This window comes from Arcobacter roscoffensis, from assembly GCF_024267655.1.
In the GTDB taxonomy this organism is placed as follows: domain Bacteria; phylum Campylobacterota; class Campylobacteria; order Campylobacterales; family Arcobacteraceae; genus Arcobacter_B; species Arcobacter_B roscoffensis.
Genome location: NZ_CP100595.1, coordinates 124,132 through 142,491, shown reverse-complemented (window position 1 = coordinate 142,491; position 18,360 = coordinate 124,132). Strand labels below are relative to the sequence as shown.

19 protein-coding genes and 1 tRNA gene are annotated in these 18,360 nt (G+C 28.1%); 15 read left to right on the top strand and 5 right to left on the bottom strand.

Annotated features, from left to right (window positions below; all coding sequences use genetic code 11):
* Positions 1-28: 28 nt before the first annotated feature.
* The 5 genes from NJU99_RS00730 (at position 29) to NJU99_RS00710 (ending at position 4,668) form a co-directional block, all read left to right on the top strand.
* Complete coding sequence (locus NJU99_RS00730; protein WP_254576826.1) at positions 29-1,270, top strand: hypothetical protein; 1,242 nt, start codon at positions 29-31, stop codon at positions 1,268-1,270.
* A 119-nt stretch (positions 1,271-1,389) separates the two neighbouring features.
* Positions 1,390-1,650: a hypothetical protein gene (locus NJU99_RS00725; protein WP_254576825.1), complete on the top strand. Its 261-nt coding sequence runs from the start codon at positions 1,390-1,392 to the stop codon at positions 1,648-1,650.
* 108 nt (positions 1,651-1,758) lie between these two features.
* Positions 1,759-3,102, top strand: coding sequence for a hypothetical protein (locus NJU99_RS00720; protein ID WP_254576824.1), 1,344 nt, complete (start codon positions 1,759-1,761; stop codon positions 3,100-3,102).
* Between the two features lie 78 nt (positions 3,103-3,180).
* Positions 3,181-3,486: a helix-turn-helix domain-containing protein gene (locus tag NJU99_RS00715; RefSeq protein WP_254576823.1), complete on the top strand. Its 306-nt coding sequence runs from the start codon at positions 3,181-3,183 to the stop codon at positions 3,484-3,486.
* Positions 3,487-3,555: 69 nt separating this feature from the next.
* The gene (locus tag NJU99_RS00710) at positions 3,556-4,668 is read left to right on the top strand and encodes a tyrosine-type recombinase/integrase (protein WP_254576822.1); all 1,113 of its coding nucleotides are present in this window, start codon (positions 3,556-3,558) and stop codon (positions 4,666-4,668) included.
* Positions 4,669-4,747: 79 nt separating this feature from the next.
* Here the strand turns inward: NJU99_RS00710 and NJU99_RS00705 are convergent.
* The 4 genes from NJU99_RS00705 to NJU99_RS00690 form a co-directional block, all read right to left on the bottom strand.
* A tRNA-Arg gene (locus tag NJU99_RS00705) sits at positions 4,748-4,824 on the bottom strand.
* Between the two features lie 49 nt (positions 4,825-4,873).
* Entirely contained in the window at positions 4,874-5,677 is an 804-nt protein-coding gene (locus NJU99_RS00700; protein ID WP_254576821.1) for a GGDEF domain-containing protein, read from the bottom strand.
* A gap of 82 nt (positions 5,678-5,759) precedes the next feature.
* Positions 5,760-6,617 (bottom strand): menaquinone biosynthesis prenyltransferase MqnP, encoded by an 858-nt coding sequence (gene mqnP, locus NJU99_RS00695; RefSeq protein WP_254576820.1) that lies wholly within the window; start codon positions 6,615-6,617, stop codon positions 5,760-5,762.
* 80 nt (positions 6,618-6,697) lie between these two features.
* On the bottom strand, positions 6,698-7,177 hold the full coding sequence (locus tag NJU99_RS00690; RefSeq protein WP_254576819.1) for an OmpA family protein: 480 nt from the start codon (positions 7,175-7,177) through the stop codon (positions 6,698-6,700).
* Positions 7,178-7,289: 112 nt separating this feature from the next.
* Here NJU99_RS00690 and NJU99_RS00685 point away from each other — a divergent pair, with 112 nt between their 5' ends.
* The 5 genes from NJU99_RS00685 (at position 7,290) to rsmI (ending at position 10,778) form a co-directional block, all read left to right on the top strand.
* On the top strand, positions 7,290-8,525 hold the full coding sequence (locus NJU99_RS00685; RefSeq protein ID WP_254576818.1) for a peptidoglycan-binding domain-containing protein: 1,236 nt from the start codon (positions 7,290-7,292) through the stop codon (positions 8,523-8,525).
* A gap of 53 nt (positions 8,526-8,578) precedes the next feature.
* Positions 8,579-8,776 carry a hypothetical protein gene (locus NJU99_RS00680; RefSeq protein WP_254576817.1) on the top strand — a complete coding sequence of 66 codons (198 nt, stop codon included), beginning with the start codon at positions 8,579-8,581 and terminating at the stop codon, positions 8,774-8,776.
* A 32-nt stretch (positions 8,777-8,808) separates the two neighbouring features.
* Positions 8,809-9,684: a tRNA (adenosine(37)-N6)-dimethylallyltransferase MiaA gene (gene miaA / locus NJU99_RS00675; RefSeq protein ID WP_254576816.1), complete on the top strand. Its 876-nt coding sequence runs from the start codon at positions 8,809-8,811 to the stop codon at positions 9,682-9,684.
* Between the two features lie 81 nt (positions 9,685-9,765).
* Positions 9,766-9,963, top strand: a complete 198-nt coding sequence (gene rpmE, locus NJU99_RS00670; protein WP_254576815.1) for a 50S ribosomal protein L31 — start codon at positions 9,766-9,768, stop codon at positions 9,961-9,963.
* An 8-nt stretch (positions 9,964-9,971) separates the two neighbouring features.
* Positions 9,972-10,778, top strand: a complete 807-nt coding sequence (gene rsmI / locus NJU99_RS00665; protein WP_254576814.1) for a 16S rRNA (cytidine(1402)-2'-O)-methyltransferase — start codon at positions 9,972-9,974, stop codon at positions 10,776-10,778.
* A gap of 16 nt (positions 10,779-10,794) precedes the next feature.
* Here the strand turns inward: rsmI and NJU99_RS14890 are convergent, their stop codons facing one another.
* Positions 10,795-12,762 carry a methyl-accepting chemotaxis protein gene (locus NJU99_RS14890; RefSeq protein ID WP_283256433.1) on the bottom strand — a complete coding sequence of 656 codons (1,968 nt, stop codon included), beginning with the start codon at positions 12,760-12,762 and terminating at the stop codon, positions 10,795-10,797.
* Positions 12,763-12,895: 133 nt separating this feature from the next.
* Between NJU99_RS14890 and rlmB the strand changes: the two genes are divergently transcribed.
* The 5 genes from rlmB (at position 12,896) to NJU99_RS00630 (ending at position 18,353) form a co-directional block, all read left to right on the top strand.
* A complete protein-coding gene (gene rlmB, locus NJU99_RS00650) occupies positions 12,896-13,585 on the top strand; it encodes a 23S rRNA (guanosine(2251)-2'-O)-methyltransferase RlmB (protein ID WP_254576813.1) in 690 nt (229 codons plus the stop codon).
* Between the two features lie 9 nt (positions 13,586-13,594).
* Positions 13,595-14,404, top strand: coding sequence for a hypothetical protein (locus NJU99_RS00645; RefSeq protein ID WP_254576812.1), 810 nt, complete (start codon positions 13,595-13,597; stop codon positions 14,402-14,404).
* 4 nt (positions 14,405-14,408) lie between these two features.
* Entirely contained in the window at positions 14,409-15,623 is a 1,215-nt protein-coding gene (locus NJU99_RS00640; RefSeq protein WP_254576811.1) for an LL-diaminopimelate aminotransferase, read from the top strand.
* An 8-nt stretch (positions 15,624-15,631) separates the two neighbouring features.
* On the top strand, positions 15,632-16,894 hold the full coding sequence (locus NJU99_RS00635) for a homoserine dehydrogenase (RefSeq protein WP_254576810.1): 1,263 nt from the start codon (positions 15,632-15,634) through the stop codon (positions 16,892-16,894).
* Between the two features lie 103 nt (positions 16,895-16,997).
* On the top strand, positions 16,998-18,353 hold the full coding sequence (locus NJU99_RS00630) for an MATE family efflux transporter (protein ID WP_254576809.1): 1,356 nt from the start codon (positions 16,998-17,000) through the stop codon (positions 18,351-18,353).
* The last annotated feature ends 7 nt before the right edge of the window (positions 18,354-18,360 follow it).

Genomic DNA, 18,360 nt, shown 5'->3' with positions numbered 1-18,360 from the left:
TAAGTAAAGCATATATATAATTATATTTATGAATAAACTATCAAAAGAACAATACATAAACAAAAATGTCAACGCAAGTAAATTCATAACAAAAGAACATTTAGATATTCTTATGAATCAAGTGTTTAATAAGTTCTTGCAAGGTTTTAATAATCAACATAAAAAATTATGGGAATCAACTTTAAATAAATTAGTTCCTAAAAATCATTTAAATTTCAATAATGAAAGTGACTATTTAGAGGACACCAAAATAACAAAACTCCATGTAATAAATAACAGTATATTGTACTGCTTACCTGATTTAGAAAAAAATGATGTAGAATATCTAATAAATCAATTCAACTTATTTACTTTTAATAATAAAGTTAAAATCCTAACTAAAAGTAATACTCCTATTTATATTGAAATTATTGAAGTTTTAAATTATATTAAATCAATATCTCAAATAATTAGTAAGTACCCAAAATACAATGGAAATCATTATGGTACTAAGCATAGACAAAGCTCAAAAAAGAGTTTACTAACAGCTCAATTGAATACTTTAAAAAGTAGATTAGATGGAAGGTTCTTTACTTTAGAAAATGAAGAAGAAATTAAAAAGACTAAAACACAAATCAAATTTATAGAATATTCTTTAAAAAAGGAATATGAGAACTTACCTGAATGGTTAAACTTTGCAAATACTTATTTAGGCTTTGACCATCAATCTTTTAACTTAACAGATATTGAAATATTAACATTTAAACAATTAACTGATTTTTTCAATGGTATTAGAACATCTAAAGAAGAACTATTAAAAAGTGTAATGATATTTCTAAGAATAAAATCAAATATAAAAAATGAAGATAAAAAACAATATAAAGAACTATCTGAGTCAATCATTAATATAGTAAGATTCTTTTTTAAAGATACTATTTTAGAAGTTGAAAAAACAAAAAACAAAAAAACAATTACATACAATATTAAAAATATAGAAAAAGAATACATAGTAAAAACATATCTATCTAATACTCCTATTTATACTTATTACAATAAAAATACCAATGATGCCTTAAATGAACTTATTACACTTGGTTTTATGTCAATGTTTGGACTATCTACAATTTTTGATGAAGAAGATATTAAAAATAAAGAAGATGACAAAGAAATTAGTACATATTCATTAATTAAAGCACTAGTACAAATAAAACATGAATTTAATTTTACTAAAAAAGAAACTGTAACTTTATCAATATTTTTAAACTATTATTTTCAAGAACAAATTAACTAAGAGTTTTTTATACTCCTAGTTAATATGTAAACTCATCAACTTTTCTATTAAACTTCCCCTATCGATATCGAAATTAAATCAAAGAGCTCTTTGTAAATAAAAATTACAAAGGAAAAATTATGCTAACAATCAAAGGCAATTTACTAAACATCATTCCAAAATCGGAATATAAAAAAGAAGGAGAAACTTTAGCTACTCCTGTAAAAGCTAAACTACAAATTTTAGTAGAAAACATTAGGTCAAATGGTACAAAAGTTAAAGAATTACATACTATCTCTATTCCTGATAATAAGATAGCTTTCTATAGTGACAAAGTAAACAAAGATGTTGAAGTTCATGTGGGGATTATCTCAAAACAACATAGTTTCTATGGTGTCTAAGAAAAAACAGATTTTAAGAGCGCTCGCGGTTTAAAATCTTTTTTTCGTGACAACAAGAAAAAAGGGTATTTAGTAATACCCCTTTCTAAAACACTCAAAGGAATAAAAGTGAATAAAGTTAAAAAACTTTTTGGAATTGATACTCTTTATCTCTTCTTTGAAACTAATGAAAACTATGATGATTTATATCTTGAAATATTAGACCAACTAGAAGAGATTAAAGGTAAGTTCCAAAAGAAAGAAATAGATTATGAGAATAAAGACTTATATGTATCTATCAAAGATACAAGATTAAACTTTCTTGGTAAAAAAGAAGGTTTTTACTGGTTTAAAGATTTAAATGAATTTTTTAGAATTGGTTTTAAAAGTATGTATGAGAACAGAGGTTTAAATGATATTAGAGTACAGCTTCAAGGAAATGGTATTTATGCTATTGGTATTAATTCTCTTATTGAATTACTCAAAGATTTAGTTAAAGAGTATATAACTGATTATATACCTATTACAAGAGCAGATTTAAACTGCTTTATCCAGTATGATTTATCTTTTATAAAAAAAGATATGTTCTCAACTCGTAAAAGAAAATACTCAACTATAAATGAAATAGGAGATGCAAACTCAACACAAACTATTTATATAGGAAAAGAGCCATTTAAACTAAGATTATATAACAAATCTTTAGAGCTAAAGAAATCAAAGAAGTATGACTTAATGAATGAGTACTTTTTAAATAATGACTTTGATATTGAAGAGTCTATATTTAACATAGAGTTTCAAATGCACAGAACACATTTAAGACAGTACCAAATAGAAACATTAGATGATTTATTAACTAATGCAAAAAACTTATTTCAAATATCAATGGATGAGATTAGATTAATAGATATAGATTCAGTTTCAAAAGAAAGACTTAAAAACAATAAGTATCAAGCTGATACACATCCACTATGGAAAGAAATAAAACAAGAATACAATTTAAAAGACTTTTTACAATCATCATTACCATTAGAGAGATTAAAAAGGAAAGTATCAATTTATGATGATAATAAATTTGAGTTTGAATTTATAGCCTTAGTTAGAAAAGCTTTAATTAGTAATTTAAATTTAGATGATGATTATATAAATGAGCTTTACAAGAAAGCAAAAGATAGTTTAAATAAAACAACATCTACAAAAGAGTTAAAGAAAAGATATACAGATGTAGAGATTATAAATAAAGATGGTCAAATTGAAAATCTTAGACTATTAGAAGATGGAAATTTAATTAAACCTCTAAGAACTGAAACAGTATCTAAATTACAAGATTATGACTTACTTGTTTATCTTGATAAGACAAGAGAGAAGAAACATTTATCTTCAAGAGATAAGCATATTTACTATGTTGCTTTAAAAGAAGCTACAAAGAGGAATTTAGTGTTAGATATATCAGCAGATGAAGCACAAGGTTTTTGATACTTTTTTAAAAAGTATATACAGCTTTGAGGGATTTATTCCCTCCCTTAAACAGATAATCAAAGGAGAATTAAAACAATGAATATACCATTTGAGAATTTAGAAAAAATAAATGAAGTATTAGAAAAATTAAATATATTAGAACAAAAGATTAATAGTGAGAAAAGATGGCTAAATACAAAAGAAGCATCTTATTATCTTGGATATTCAAAAGAGCATATCCATAAACTAAAAGATAACTATTTAATTGAGGGTAAACACTACTATAAAAAGGCTGGTAGAGTTTTGTTTGATAAGTTAGAATTAGATACATGGGTAACCACTTCATTAGCGAATAAAGACACAAAAGCAATAACAGAAAAATTACTTGAAGGTATTTTATAATGAAACTTTGTGTAAAATATTACTTGTTAGAAGTGCCTTTATAGGATTTATGTGAAAGGATTTACATAAATGTATAAAATGACACAACCAAAACTATTTAATAGAGGCTCTAAACTTTGGATAAGATTTACTCTTGATAACCAAAATATTAGAAAACCTCTTTACCTAGACGATACTAAGGAAAATAGAAAACTGGTTAAAACAGAAATAATTCCACAAATACTTCTAAAGGTATATAGTGGGAAGTTCTTTGAAAATGAAAGTGTTAAAAATATTCCAACAGTTGATGAATATATGAAAGAGTCTTTTGAACTGCATAAGGGAAGTCGTTCAAATTCTACTAGTCTTATGTATAAAAGAAATTACAATAAACATATAAAAGATGTATTGGGTCATATGAGATTAGATAAGGTTACCAGTAACCATATAACATATTGGCAAAACAACTTAAGAGAGAATCTACATTTAGCAAAAGGAAGTATCTTAAGAATTAGGTCTTGTCTAAATGTAATGTATGAAGATGCAATTGAAAATGATATAGTTCAAGTCAATCCAGTTAAAAAAGCTAAGAAGCTTAGAGAAACAGAAAATCCACTAGTAAAGAGAGTTAAACTAAAACCTTTTAACCTTATGGAAATTCAATCAATTTTAAATGTATTAAAAGATTCTGATAAAAATTTAATTGCTACTCTATTTTATACTGGAATGAGAGCAGGAGAATGTATAGGTTTAAAATGGGAATATATTGACTTCAATAAAAAGACAATCTCAGTTAGAGAACAAATGGTTGATGGTGTTCAAAAAGAAATACTAAAAACTGCAAGAAGTCAGAGGACAATTCCTATTATTGATATTCTAATTCCATACCTTAAACATCAATACGAATTAACTGGAAAACAAAACTCTTATGTATTCTTAACAGCTAGAACAAATAAACATTATCATAGTTCTGGGAAGATAAGAGAACAAATTTGGGTAAAAGCTTTAAAAGAAGCTAATGTTCCTTATAGAAATCTACATCAAACAAGAGGTACATTTATATCAACTCTTATATCAAATGGAGAGGATATTAATTATGTAAGTAAAATTGCAGGACATGAAAATGTAAAAGTTACATTAGAAAAATACTCTGAATATATACCTGTAAAAAACCTAGATTTTGGGAAATGTTTCAATGGATAAACACATTTTTAGCACAATGGTAGCACAGTAAAAAAATTTTAAGGGAAAAACATCGGTGTTATCGGGCTTGTAAGTAACATGGCACGCCTGGTAGGATTCGAACCCACAACCCCCCGGGCCGAAACCGGGCGCTCTATCCAGTTGAGCCACAGGCGCGTGTGTTTTAAGGGTGGAATATTAGCATAGGTAAACTTAAATTTTTAAGTTACCTATTTTTCATCTTATTTTCGTACATTAGTTCATCTGCTTTCTCTAAGATATTTTCTATCTTATCACCTTCTTTAAAATCTACTATTCCATAAGAAAAGGAAAACTGTAAGCTTTCTATTTTTGCAGATTTTAGTTTTTGTTTTGAAAGTTTTACTTGTGTTTCTAGCATAGTATTTTCAATATCTATACTATTTAATATTTCACCTGTGAAAAGTACCATAAACTCATCACCTGCGTATCGTACAACATCAGCTCCCTCATAATCAAGCTCTTTTGATAAGAATCTTACTAGATATTTTAAAACCTGATCACCTAAAAGATGCCCATATGTGTCATTTATGCTTTTAAATTTGTTTAAATCTATAAAACAAAGTTTACCCTCTTCTTTAAAACTTTCATTTTCTAAAAAAGAATCCATAAACCATTTTCTATTATAAGCAGATGTTAAACTATCAGAAAAAAGCTCTTTTTGTAAAAACTGTATTTGTTTTTGCATTTCGCTTAATTCACTTGTGATTGAATCAAGAGCTTTTTTATCTTTATTTTCAATAGCAACTTTAGCTTGAGCTGTAGAGTTTTTGATACTATCTAAGTTTTCATGTGTAGATTTTACTATTTTTTCTACTCTACTATTGTCATAATGCAGTTCATCTAAAACAGCTTGTTTATTTTCAATATCTACTTTTAATTCTTTTGCAAACTCGGCAAATTTTTTTGAATAGTCACCAGGCAAAACTATCTCATTATTTTTTAAATCTTTTACCGTAAGATATGTAACTTCTTTTAGTTTTTCACTCATAAATATTTATTCCTTACAAGATTTTTCCGAATTATACAGAAAAAAGACATAAATGTCTAGATAATATAACAATTAATATAACTTAAAATATATTATCTATAACTATAAGAACAAAAAATACAATTCCTAAATATCCATTTACAGTAAAAAATGCCCTATCTATTTTTGTAAAATCTTTATTTACTAAATAGTGTTCATATGAAAGCATAATAGCACTTGCTAGTACTGCTATATAAGCAAAGATACCGCTATTTGATGTTATTACAAATAACAACCAAAAAAGTACTGTTAAGGTATGAAATACCCTAGAAATATACATAGTTTTTTGTGCACCAAATTTTGATGGTATTGAATGTAACTTTAGTTTTTTATCTACTTCCATATCTTGAAGTGAGTAAAGCAAGTCAAACCCCGCCACCCAAAACATAACACCAATACTTAAAAGTACTGTCCATAAAGGTATAGATTCACTTACAGCAACTACCCCTGCTATTGGGGCTAATGCTAAAGAGATACCTAAGATAACATGTGCTAAATATGAAAATCTTTTAAAATAAGAATATGAACCAATTATTATCAAAATGGGTATTGATAAATAAAAAGCTAAGTCATTTACAAAATAAGCAACAGCTATAAAACCTAAAGCATTTGCAATATTAAAAATAAGCATAGATTTTACAGAAATTCTTCCATCTACATTTGGTCTATTTTCAGTTCTTGGATTTAAAGCATCGATGTCTCTATCCATATACCTATTAAAGCCCATTGCAAAGTTTCGTGCAGTTAATGCGGCTAAAACACCTAAGATAAGTAGTTTAAATCCAAACCATCCTTTTGCAGCTACAACCATCGCAATAAAAATAAATGGAAGAGAAAAGATAGAGTGTTTAAACATTACTAGTTCATTGAAATCGTTAATTTTTTTTATGAGTTTTTCCATAAAAGGAATTCTATCAAAATAATTAAAAATGTAAGTTTAATGTGTTTTTCAAATAAAGACTAAAAATTTAGTCTTTATTTTTATTGTTCTTTATACTTGATATCAGAAATTCTTGCTTTTTCAGATTCAATATAAGTTGCTAATTCTTCAGCACTATTAAATACTTCTGCAATTACTCTTCTGTTTTTAGCAGCACCTTCGTCTGTTGAGTTGTTATATAAAGGAGAGCTTTCACCAAATCCCATATATCTAACTTGTTTACTATTTACCCCTAAATTTACAAGTGAGTTTCTAACTTTCGCAGCTCTATCTGTAGATAAATCATAATTATACCCAGCAGGTGCACTTGCACTTGTGTGTCCTTCGATAACTGCATATAATTTAGTTTTCTTTAAGAATTGTGCAAACTCTTGAACTTCTTTACTTTCAGATGAATCACTATAAATAGTAGAATCATTTTTAAACTGTACATTTAAATCTTTAACCATGATACAATCCCCAGCGTTTAGGCTTGTCATAGTGATTAAACTGATAAATGTTGATGCTAAAATTTTTTTCAAAACTTAACTCCTTTAGATAATTTTGAAAATTATAACATCTTTAATCTAATTTTAAAGTAATTTTCAATCTTATTTTGCTAAAATTTTTAAAATTATTTTTAAAGGCATAAAGATGACTAATTATTTAAGAAATTCAGCAATCGCTGCAACTACGGCTTTACTGTTATTTACAGGATGTACATCAAAAGATACTAATCTATCTGCAAATGATGTAAAAATTACACAACTTCAAAAAGAGATTGAATTAAAAGATAGTAAAATCTCTGAACTTGAAAGCCAAAACAAGAAAGCATTAAATTCAATCAATGCAATGAACAATGAATCAAAAGATAAAAATGCAGTAGCGAACTCTTTAGTTCCACCAAATGCAAAGGCTGGTGAGTGTTATGCTAAAGTATTAGTTCCATCTATTTATGAAACTAAATACATCAAAAAAATGGTTCAAGAAGAACAAGAAAAAATTGAAATCATTCCAGCAACTTACAAGGTAGTTGAAAAGAAAGTAACTTTAAGAGAAGCATCTACAAAACTAGTGCCTGTTCCTGCAACATATAAAACAGTTACTGAGAAAATTATGATTACTCCTGAGAGCTCAAAAATAGTAACTGTAGCACCTACATATAAAACTATTACTGAAAAAATTATGGTAGAACCTGAAAAGACTCAGTTAGTTACAGTTCCTGCAACATATAAAACAGTTACTGAAAAAATCAAAGTATCAGATGCTTACACTACTTGGAAAAAAGGTAGAGGTGAGATTGAAAAAGTTGACAACAGTACAGGTGATATTTTATGTTTAGTTGAAGTTCCTGCTGTTTATAAAACTGTTAGTAAAAAAGTTATTGATAAAGCAGCATATACAAAAGAAGTTAAAACACCTGCTGTATATAGAAATGTAAAAACTAGAGTTGTAGACACTGCTGCAAGTCAAAAAGAAGTTAAAATTCCTGCAACTTACAAAACTATTACTAAACAAGTAGTTGCAACACCTGCTACAACTAAAGAAGTAAAATCACCAGCTATTTGTAAAATGGTTAAAACAAGAGTTATTGATACTCCTGCAAAAGAAGTAAAAACAACAATTCCTGCTATTTACAAAAATGTACCTATTCAAGTTAAAAAAGCTGATTCGTACCTAAGATGGCAAGAAATTTTATGTGAAACAAATACTACAAAAGATGTAGTTGCAAACTTACAACAAGCATTAAAAAATAAAAAATACAATATCACTTCTGTTGATGGTGTTTATGGACCAGAAACAAGAGCTGCTGTACAAGCATATCAAAGAGATAATAAGTTAAGCGAGGGAGCTTTAACTTTAAAAACGTTAAAATCTCTAGGATTATAATAAAATTTAAAAGATAAAAGCATATTGCTTTTATCTTTTTTAAAGAAGGAAAAATGAAAAAACTACTATTAACTATTTTAACTCTAGGTATCACTATTTTCTTTACTGCATGTAGTTCGAAATCACAAAACGATGTACTAAACTCTAGCAAACAAGATGTATCAGATTTATTATCGCAACTTATTGAAAAAGAAAAAGAGATAAATAAACTTACAAAACAACTAGAAGCTTGCAAAGAGAAATCAAAGTAAGCTTTCACTAAAACTTAGGTAAAATCTTTCACATGAAAGAAATAGCAATCATTGGCTCAACTGCCTCAGGAAAAACAGGCTTATCTATTGATATTGCCAAAAAAACAGACTCAATTATATTATCACTTGATTCACTTAGTGTATATAAAGAAATTGACATTGCCTCTGCAAAACCCACAAAACTTGAAAGAGGAGATATTCTTCATTTTGGAATAGATGAAGTATTCCCAAATGAAGAATTTGATGTGATGGAGTTTATCAAGCTTTACAAAAAAGCGAAAAATTATGCAAAAGAAAACTCAAAGAATCTTATCATTGTAGGTGGTACTAGTTTTTATCTTAAAACTTTAATTGAAGGCATGTCAACGGGTATTGACTCAAAGACTAAACTTGATATTCCAGTAGATGAAGCCTATGATTTACTTTATAGTCTTGATAAAGAGTATATGCAAAAAATTGAAAAAAATGATAGATATAGAGTTGAAAAAGCTTATGCTATCTATAAAGAATCAAAATTAACTCCTACACAATACTTCAAAGCAAACCCAAAAAAACCAATAGCACCAGATCTTAAAATATTTGAGATTTTATGGGATAGGGATGAACTAAGAAGAAGAATAAGCCTTAGAACAAAACAGATGATAAAAGATGGACTAATAGATGAAGTAATTTACTTAGAAAATAAATATACAAGAGAGCCTAACTGTATGAGCTCAATTGGAATAGTTGAAGGCTTAGAGTATTTAGATGGGAAAATTACAAAAGAACAATTAGAAGAGAAAATATCTTTAAATACTGCAAAATTAGCTAAAAGACAAAATACCTTCAATAAAGGGCAATTTGAGAATAAAACATCAAATATAATAGAAAACTTAAATTCAGATATTCTTAAGTATTTTTCGCTATAATCCCGCCTTACAAAGAGTTTTATAAAGGACAACATTAGACTTGCTCTTTTATATTACATTAATTATTATAAGGAATATGGCGTGAAAAAAGACATCCACCCAGATTACAAAACTTGTGCAGTTACTTGTGCTTGTGGTAATACTTTCGAAACAAAATCAAATGTTGAAACAATGAAAATTGACATTTGTAACGCTTGTCACCCATTCTTTACTGGAGAGCAAAAAATTGTTGATGCTGCTGGTAGAGTTGAGAAGTTCAAAGCTAAATATAACAAGTAATTATATTTATGCTTACATTAGTTCCAACTCCAATAGGAAACCTCGAAGATATTTCTTTGAGGGCTTTAAATACCCTATTGGAGGCCGAGCTAATTTTTTGTGAAGATACAAGAGTCACAAAAAAACTTTTAAATTTACTAGGCGAAAAAAATAACCTAGACTTTTCAAATAAAGAATATAAATCTTTTCATTCTCACAATGAAAATCAAGTCTTAAAAACACTATCAAATGAAACTTTTACTAAAAATGTTGTTTATGTAAGTGATGCCGGAATGCCTTGTGTTTCAGACCCAGGAGCTACGCTTGTAGATTTTTGTATACAAAATGATATAAAATATGATGTATTACCAGGGGCAAATGCTGTATTAACGGCTTATGCTATGAGTGGTTTTACTAATACTACTTTTTCATTTCATGGTTTTCTAGCCCACAAAGGAAGTGAGCGAAGTTCAAAATTAGATGCTATTTTAAATGATGATAAACTAGCCATTTTATATGAATCACCCCACAGACTTTTAAAACTATTAGAAGAGCTTGCAAAAAAAGATGAAAATAGAACAATATTTTTAGTAAAAGAGATTTCAAAACTACACCAAAAAACTTATAAAGATAAAACTTTAGCCCTATATGAGCTGTTTAAAAGTGAAAATATTAGAGGCGAATGGGTAGTAGTTATTGAACCTATACAAAAAACTGGTGAGGCTTTAAGTATAAAAGATATTGAAGACTTAGATCTTGCTCCAAAAGTTAAAGCAAAACTTCTTGCCAAAATGACTGGAAGAAAAACAAAAGAGATTTATCAAGAACTTATGTAAAAAGTAAAACTACTTTTTACATATTATTTTCAAGTTTTTCTAAACTTCTTTGAATTTGTTCAATTCTTTCAATACTATTTATTAAAGCTTCAAATCTATCTTGTTTATCTTCAATAATAGCATTTGTTTGAGTACTACTTTGTTTTACACCTACAAAAGATGTGCTGATTTCTTCTACATTACTAGTAACAGTTTCGAGACTACTGCTAGCTTCATCAATCATTTTAGAAATCTTAGTAACCCCTGATACTGTTATATCAACAGAAGTATTACTTAGTTTTAAACTATCTTGAGTTCTTTTTGCAAGTTTTTTTACTTCATCTGCTACTACTTTAAAACCTTTTCCATACTCACCTGCTCTTGAAGCTTCAATAGCAGCATTTAGTGCGAGAAGATTTGTTTGAATTGCAATATCAGAAATAGAAGATAAAACTTTTTTAATCTCATCTGCGTTTTTTGTAAGTGTTTGCATACTAGAAACTAGGTTATTATTTGTATCAACATTTTTCATAATATCATTACTAAAAGATTCAAATTTGATATTTACCTTGTCTATTATCTCATTACCCTCTTTTGTATTTCCATATACAGAATTTATGATATTTACCATATCTTGGATTAAAGGAAAGGCATCTTTTAGAGTATCCAAAATAGAAGTTCTAACCCTTGCAAATAACTGATATTGGTGAAGTTGCTTTTTCTCATAATAAGAAGAGAATTGAGCATATTTATGCACGAAGTTATCTACATACTCATCAGCAAAGTCGTTTTCATTATCTATTTTATAGAAAAACAATGCTGTTAGTGTTTGGTTGATGTTAAGACCTAGCAACTCTCCAAAAGTAGAGAAACCAGCTACTGGAATGTCATTAAAAGTATTTAAAGAGTTTAATCTATCTTGGTTAAGTAGTCTTCTTAAAATACAATCATTAAATAAAGCTCCAAAAGGTTCAACTCTTTTGTTTGAACTAAACCTTCTATAATCACTTTCAGTTTGCGATACAAAATCTTTATTTTTAACTAAATACAAAATATCCCCAAATGAAATATCACAGAAAAAGGCAATCTCTTTATTTTCTATATCCACATTTGCAACAGATCTTATATATATTTCATCTTCAAGTTTAATAGCAAAATTATAATCTTTTAAAACCTCTGGTAAATCTTGTAAAGTACAGTTTAACTGAGAGCATAACACATCAACAAAACTAACAATTTGATTTGTTGATTTATTTAAAACACTTTTAACTGTTCTTTTAAGTACATCAGCTTGAGCTACTAAATATGAAGCTCTTGTTTCTTCACAACTTTGTGATTTAAATACTCCATACTTGATACCTTGTTTTAATTTAACAAGTACAACAACTGCGTTGTGTCTTAAAACATCATTTCCATTGTAAATATATGTCTCTTTGAAATCAAGTTTTCCTCCAGCTGAACCTCCAATAATTAAACATGGTAATTTCCCACTTTTATAAACTGCCTCTGTGAAAAAACTCTCACTATTTGATAAACCATCAACTATTGTTAGAGCAAAAGTATCTTCATAATTTATCTTAAAAGGAATATTCACTCTTTTTATAGAATCACTTATTTTATCAACTCTTTGAGCATGAGATAGTGAGTTTGCATCTAAGTTTTCACTAAATAATGGAATAGTTAAAACTTCAATATCTTCTATCATTTCTTTTGAAAAAGATTGTATAACTATATTGTCCCAAGAACTGCTTGCATCATTGTAAAGTTTCTGTTTTTTACTATTATCATTAATAGTACACAACTCACCTGCAGTTGTTGATAATACCACTTTTACGTTATTTGATAAAAGAGACTTTATTTTCCTCGATACATCATGAAAATCCACATGAGGAGAGATAAAACCCATTACTAAGGCTGGTTCTTGATTATCAAAATATAATTTTTCAATATTTTCTTTATTTACACTTGAAGCATTTATATCAATTATTTTTATAAAATTATTCATTGGAAGTTCTCTTTTTTATTTTGTATTATGGCTTTTAGGAAATTATATTAAAATAATAAAGCTTAAATATAGCAGTAAAAGCTATTTTTATTATAAAAGAGGATTATCAACAACTTTTAGATAAAATCTTGTCATGATAATATACGGTAAACAAATTGTACTTTATGTACTAGAAAAACATCCCCATTTAATTGAAGAAGTAATGTTTTCAAAAGAGATAGATAAAAAACTATTCTCTAAGTTCTTAAAGCTTGGTAAGAAGATTATTAAGCTTGATAATATGAAAGCCCAAGGACTTTCTAAAGGTGGAAATCATCAAGGCTTCTTCTTAAAACTAAAAGAGTTTGAATATACAGATATCAAAGATATTAAAAATATGAACTTTATTTTAGTTTTAGATGGATTAACTGATGTTGGAAACATTGGAGCTATTGTTAGAACTGCTTACTCACTTGGAGTTGAAGGTATTGTAGCTTCAAATGTAAGAACACTAAATAACTCAGGAATATTTAGAACAAGTGCAGGTTCACTTATAGATGTACCTTTTGCACTTTATCCAAAGAGTGTTGATTTAGCCAATGAACTTCAGCAATATGGTTTTGCTTTAATTGGTGCAACAATGGATGGAACTGATTTAAAAAAATATGGAAAAATCGAAAAAACAGATAAGGTAGCACTTTTCTTAGGAAGTGAAGGTGAAGGTATTTCACCTAAAGTTCAAAAGAAACTTGACTTAAAAGTATCTATTGGAATGGAACACGATTTTAATTCATTAAATGTATCAGTTGCAGCAGGAATATTAATTTATAATTTAAAAAAGTAGAGATTAAATATGATTAGAAATTTAGTTTTAATTTTAGCATTAGGTATTACTTTAAATGCAAATATAAACACAAAGGTTAAAAACCTATTAGGTTCGAGCACTTACAATACTCATAAAAACCTTATTAACTTTATTTTTGCACAAAAGAGTTCTTATTATAAAAATGGTCAATTAAACTATACATTAGTAACTCAAAAACTAAGTAATAATAATTTATTAAAACTAAAATTTTCTACAACTAAATATATAAATGTAAACTTTAAATTAATAGGTAAAGAAAAAAAATCTTTGCTTATTGTAAAAGATATTTTAAAATCTTTAGGTCACTACTACTATTTTACAAAAGAAGCAAACTTTACAGAAAATGAACTTTTATGGAGTATCAAACTAAAAACGGATGTCGCCATCAACCCTCTTAGATTATCACAGTCTCTTGATAAAACAAATAGCAAGATACTAAACATAATTAAAGAGGGTAGTTCTGATTATACTTATGTAATTGATTTTACAAATAGTAAATTAGCAAAAGTTGAAGATTTAAAAATTAACAGCCAAGTGACATTAAAAAAACCATTTAGAGCTTATATGCTAAGTGTTGAAAATGCCACTTCTTTAAATATCAATTCAAATACAGGTAATAGATGGCATCCAAATATTACTTTCTATGATGAAAATATGAATATTTTAGAGATTGTTAAAGAAAATAGTTTAAAAAGAAGTTTTAAAGTTGATGTACCAGTTGATACATCTTATGTAAAAATAGATGACTTATATTCCCTTGCAAATTTAAGAAGAGGAATTAGTATAACTAAGGAGTAGAAAAGTGTTTCCTGAAATAGATTTTGAAAGAATGAAAAGACTTCCTAATTATGTGTTTGCAGAAGTAAATAACATAAAAATGGAAGCAAGAAGAAATGGTGAAGATATTATAGATTTCTCAATGGGAAATCCAGATGGTGCTGCACCACAGCATATTACAGATAAGTTAACAGAAGCTGCACAAAAGCCAAAAAATCACGGCTACAGTGCAAGTGCAGGTATTTATAAATTAAGACTTGCTATTTGTAATTGGTACAAAAGAAAATATGGTGTTGATTATTTAGACCCTGATAAACATGCAGTTGCTACAATGGGTAGTAAAGAAGGTTATGTTCACTTAGTTGAAGCTATTGTAAATGTAGGTGATGTAGCAGTTGTTCCAGATCCAACTTACCCTATTCACTCATACGCATTTATGTTAGCAGGTGCTGCTGTACATAAATTTGAATTAGCATTTGGTGATGATTATAGAGTTGATGAAGACTTATTTTTTGAAAGATTACAAAAAACAATTGATGAATCAATTCCAAGAGTAAAATATATAGTAGTTAATTTCCCACATAATCCAACATCAGCTACGGTAACTCCTGAGTTTTACCAAAGATTAGTAGATTTAGCTAAAAAAGAGAGATTTTATATCATCTCTGATATTGCTTATGCTGATATTACATTTGATGGATATAAAACTCCTTCAATTTTCCAAGCCAAAGGTGCTTTAGATGTAGCTGTTGAATCATTTACACTATCTAAATCATACAACATGGCAGGATGGAGAGTTGGATTTATCACAGGAAATGAAAAACTTGTGGGAGCTTTAAAAAGAATTAAGTCTTGGTTAGATTATGGAATGTTTACTCCAATTCAAGTTGCTGCTACAGTTGCACTTGATGGACCACAAGACTGTGTTGATGAACATATTGAAAAATATAGAAAAAGAAGAGATGTTATGCTTGAGGCTTTTGCTGATGCAGGTTGGAAAATGAATACTCCAAACGCTTCGATGTTTATTTGGGCAAAAATTCCAGAATGTGCACAGCACTTAGGAAGTATGGAGTTTTCAAAACAACTTCTTACAGAAGCAAAAGTTGCAGTAAGTCCAGGGATTGGATTTGGTACATATGGAGATAAATATGTAAGAATTGCTCTAATTGAAAATGAAAAAAGAATTAGACAAGCTGCAAGAAATATAAAAAATTATTTAAAAACTTTAGAAAAATAGGAATAGAAATGTTAAAAGTAGGAATTATCGGTGTAGGAACTGTTGGAGCTAGTGTTGCAAATATTTTAAAAGATAACAAAGATATTATTACTGCAAGAGCTGGTACACAAATAGAGCCTGTACTAGGTGTAGTTTCAAACTTAAAAAAAGACAGAGATGTATCTATAAAATTAACTGACAATATTGATGAAGTATTAAATGATGAATCAATTGATATTGTTGTTGAGTTAATGGGTGGGGTTGAAAAACCTTATGAGATTGTAAAAAAAGCCCTTGAAAAAGGTAAAGCTGTAGTTACTGCTAATAAAGCTTTATTAGCATACCACAGATACGAGTTACAAGAAATAGCTGGTGATACTGCATTTGAATATGAAGCAGCAGTTGCTGGTGGTATTCCAATTATTAATGCTTTAAGAGAAGGTCTTACAGCTAATAATATTGAGACTATTAGAGGTATTATGAATGGTACTTGTAACTATATGCTTACAAAGATGATTAACGAAGGTGTTGATTATGATACTATCTTAAAAGAATCTCAAGAGTTAGGTTATGCAGAAGCTGATCCAACATTTGATGTTGGTGGATTTGATGCTGCTCATAAACTGCTAATTCTTGGATCAATTGCATATGGTATTGATGCTAAACCTGAAGATATTTTAATTGAAGGTATTGAAAATATTGAACCTGCTGATATTGAATTTGCAGGTGAGTTTAACTACTCAATTAAACTTTTAACAATTGCCAAAAAAGTAGGAAACCAAATCGAACTTAGAGTTCACCCTGTATTTATTCCAAATGATGAAATGATTGCAAAAGTTGATGGAGTAATGAATGGTGTTTCTGTAATTGGAGATAAAGTTGGGGAAACTATGTATTATGGACCAGGAGCTGGTGGTGATGCTACAGCTTCTGCTGTAATTGCAAATATCATTGATGTTGCAAGACGTGGTAAAGGTTCACCAATGCTTGGATTTAAAACTCCAAATAGTGAAAAACTTTCACTAATGGCAAAAGATGATATTCAAACAAAATATTACCTAAGACTTACAGTTAAAGATAAAGCTGGTGTTTTAGCAAAAATTGCAAATATTTTAGGAGATAGAAATATCTCTATTGAAAAAATGATTCAAAAACCAATTGATGATGAAACAGCACATATTTTACTTTCAACTCATACTTCTATTGAAAAAGATATAAATGATGCTATCAAAACTTTAGAAGATGCTAGTGTAGTTACTAGAAAACCTATGATGATTAGAATAGAGGATTAATTCCTCTATTTTATAATTTTTATTATTTACTTCTTTTTTTCTTTTTAAATCAAACTTTTTACACTATAATCCATTTTTATTCAATATTACAGGATATTTTATTTTGAAACAAACAAACGAATTAACAACTAAAGAGATTCCCTCTTTAATAAGACAACTAGCAATTCCAGCAAGTACTGGAATGTTTTTTAATACTATGTATAATGTAGTTGATACATTTTATGCAGGTCTTATCTCAACACAAGCAGTTGCAGCACTATCTTTATCTTTTATGATATTTTTTACTATTATTGGCTTTGGATATGGGTTTTCATCTGCAACAACTGCACTTATCGGAAATCACTTTGGAAAAAAAAGATACAAACTAGCTTCGCTTTATGCCCAAAAAGGTTTAGTATTTATTCCTTTAATAGGAATTGTTTTAACTATATTAGGGATTATCTTTTCCCCTAGTTTATTTATATTACTTGGAGCAAAAGAAGCCTACTTACAAGATGCTATGACATATATAAATCCTATTTTATATGGAAGTATTTTCTTTATGATTAACTTTGCTTTAAATGCAATACTTGTAGCAAAGGGTGATACAAAAACATACAGAAATACTTTGATTTTTGGTTTCTTTGCAAACCTTGTACTAAACCCTTTATTTATATATGGATTTTTATTTATTCCAGAAATGGGGCTTCAAGGTATAGCAATAGCTACAGTTTTAATCCAAGTAATAACTATGTTTTACATGCTTTATAAAGTAAATCAAACAAACATCATAAACTATGATAGACTTGATTACTTTTTACCAAACCTTAGAGTATATAAAGACTTTTTAAATCAAGGATTGCCAGCAAGTTTAAATATGCTTATTATGTCTATAGGTTCACTTATACTTACATATTTTGTATCACACTATGGTATGGAAGCAGTAGCTGGATATGGTATTGGTTTTAGAGTTGAACAACTTATGCTTTTGCCTGCACTTGGTCTTAATACAGCTGTTTTAACGCTAGTATCAAATAACTATGGTGCTAAAAAATATGATAGAGTAATTGAGACTTTAAAAGTTGCTATTAAATATGGTTTTATAATCTCTACTTTTGGAATAATCTTTTTAAGTATATTTGGAAGACTTATTATCTCCCAATTTGACTCAAATGAAATAGTTGTAAACTATGGTTTAGATTATTTACTTATTGAAGTTTGGATTTTCTATGCTTATGTGGTTTTATTTATTTGTGTATCAACACTTCAAGGAATCAAAAAGCCAAAAATGATTTTATACATAGCCTTATATAGACAAATTTTTGCAAAACTTATAGTTGCATTTATCATAGTAAAATATTTTGAAATGAGCTTTGCTTCACTTTGGATAGGTATTTTTATAGTGATAAATTCAGCTGCAATATTTGCATACTTTTATACAAACAATCTTCTTAAAAAACATTGTCATAGAACTTTATAGTTCTATG

What these genes read in the sequence shown, in the direction of transcription:
- NJU99_RS00715 (WP_254576823.1), top strand. Translation starts at nt 3,181, where the DNA reads ATGAATATACCATTTGAGAATTTAGAAAAAATAAATGAAGTATTAGAA.
- rlmB (WP_254576813.1), top strand. Translation starts at nt 12,896, where the DNA reads ATGATAATATACGGTAAACAAATTGTACTTTATGTACTAGAAAAACAT.
- miaA (WP_254576816.1), top strand. Translation starts at nt 8,809, where the DNA reads ATGAAAGAAATAGCAATCATTGGCTCAACTGCCTCAGGAAAAACAGGC.
- NJU99_RS00645 (WP_254576812.1), top strand. Translation starts at nt 13,595, where the DNA reads ATGATTAGAAATTTAGTTTTAATTTTAGCATTAGGTATTACTTTAAAT.
- mqnP (WP_254576820.1), bottom strand. Translation starts at nt 6,617, where the DNA reads ATGGAAAAACTCATAAAAAAAATTAACGATTTCAATGAACTAGTAATG.
- NJU99_RS00680 (WP_254576817.1), top strand. Translation starts at nt 8,579, where the DNA reads ATGAAAAAACTACTATTAACTATTTTAACTCTAGGTATCACTATTTTC.
- NJU99_RS00635 (WP_254576810.1), top strand. Translation starts at nt 15,632, where the DNA reads ATGTTAAAAGTAGGAATTATCGGTGTAGGAACTGTTGGAGCTAGTGTT.
- NJU99_RS00730 (WP_254576826.1), top strand. Translation starts at nt 29, where the DNA reads ATGAATAAACTATCAAAAGAACAATACATAAACAAAAATGTCAACGCA.
- rsmI (WP_254576814.1), top strand. Translation starts at nt 9,972, where the DNA reads ATGCTTACATTAGTTCCAACTCCAATAGGAAACCTCGAAGATATTTCT.
- NJU99_RS00700 (WP_254576821.1), bottom strand. Translation starts at nt 5,677, where the DNA reads ATGAGTGAAAAACTAAAAGAAGTTACATATCTTACGGTAAAAGATTTA.
- NJU99_RS00710 (WP_254576822.1), top strand. Translation starts at nt 3,556, where the DNA reads ATGTATAAAATGACACAACCAAAACTATTTAATAGAGGCTCTAAACTT.
- NJU99_RS00725 (WP_254576825.1), top strand. Translation starts at nt 1,390, where the DNA reads ATGCTAACAATCAAAGGCAATTTACTAAACATCATTCCAAAATCGGAA.
- NJU99_RS14890 (WP_283256433.1), bottom strand. Translation starts at nt 12,762, where the DNA reads ATGAATAATTTTATAAAAATAATTGATATAAATGCTTCAAGTGTAAAT.
- NJU99_RS00685 (WP_254576818.1), top strand. Translation starts at nt 7,290, where the DNA reads ATGACTAATTATTTAAGAAATTCAGCAATCGCTGCAACTACGGCTTTA.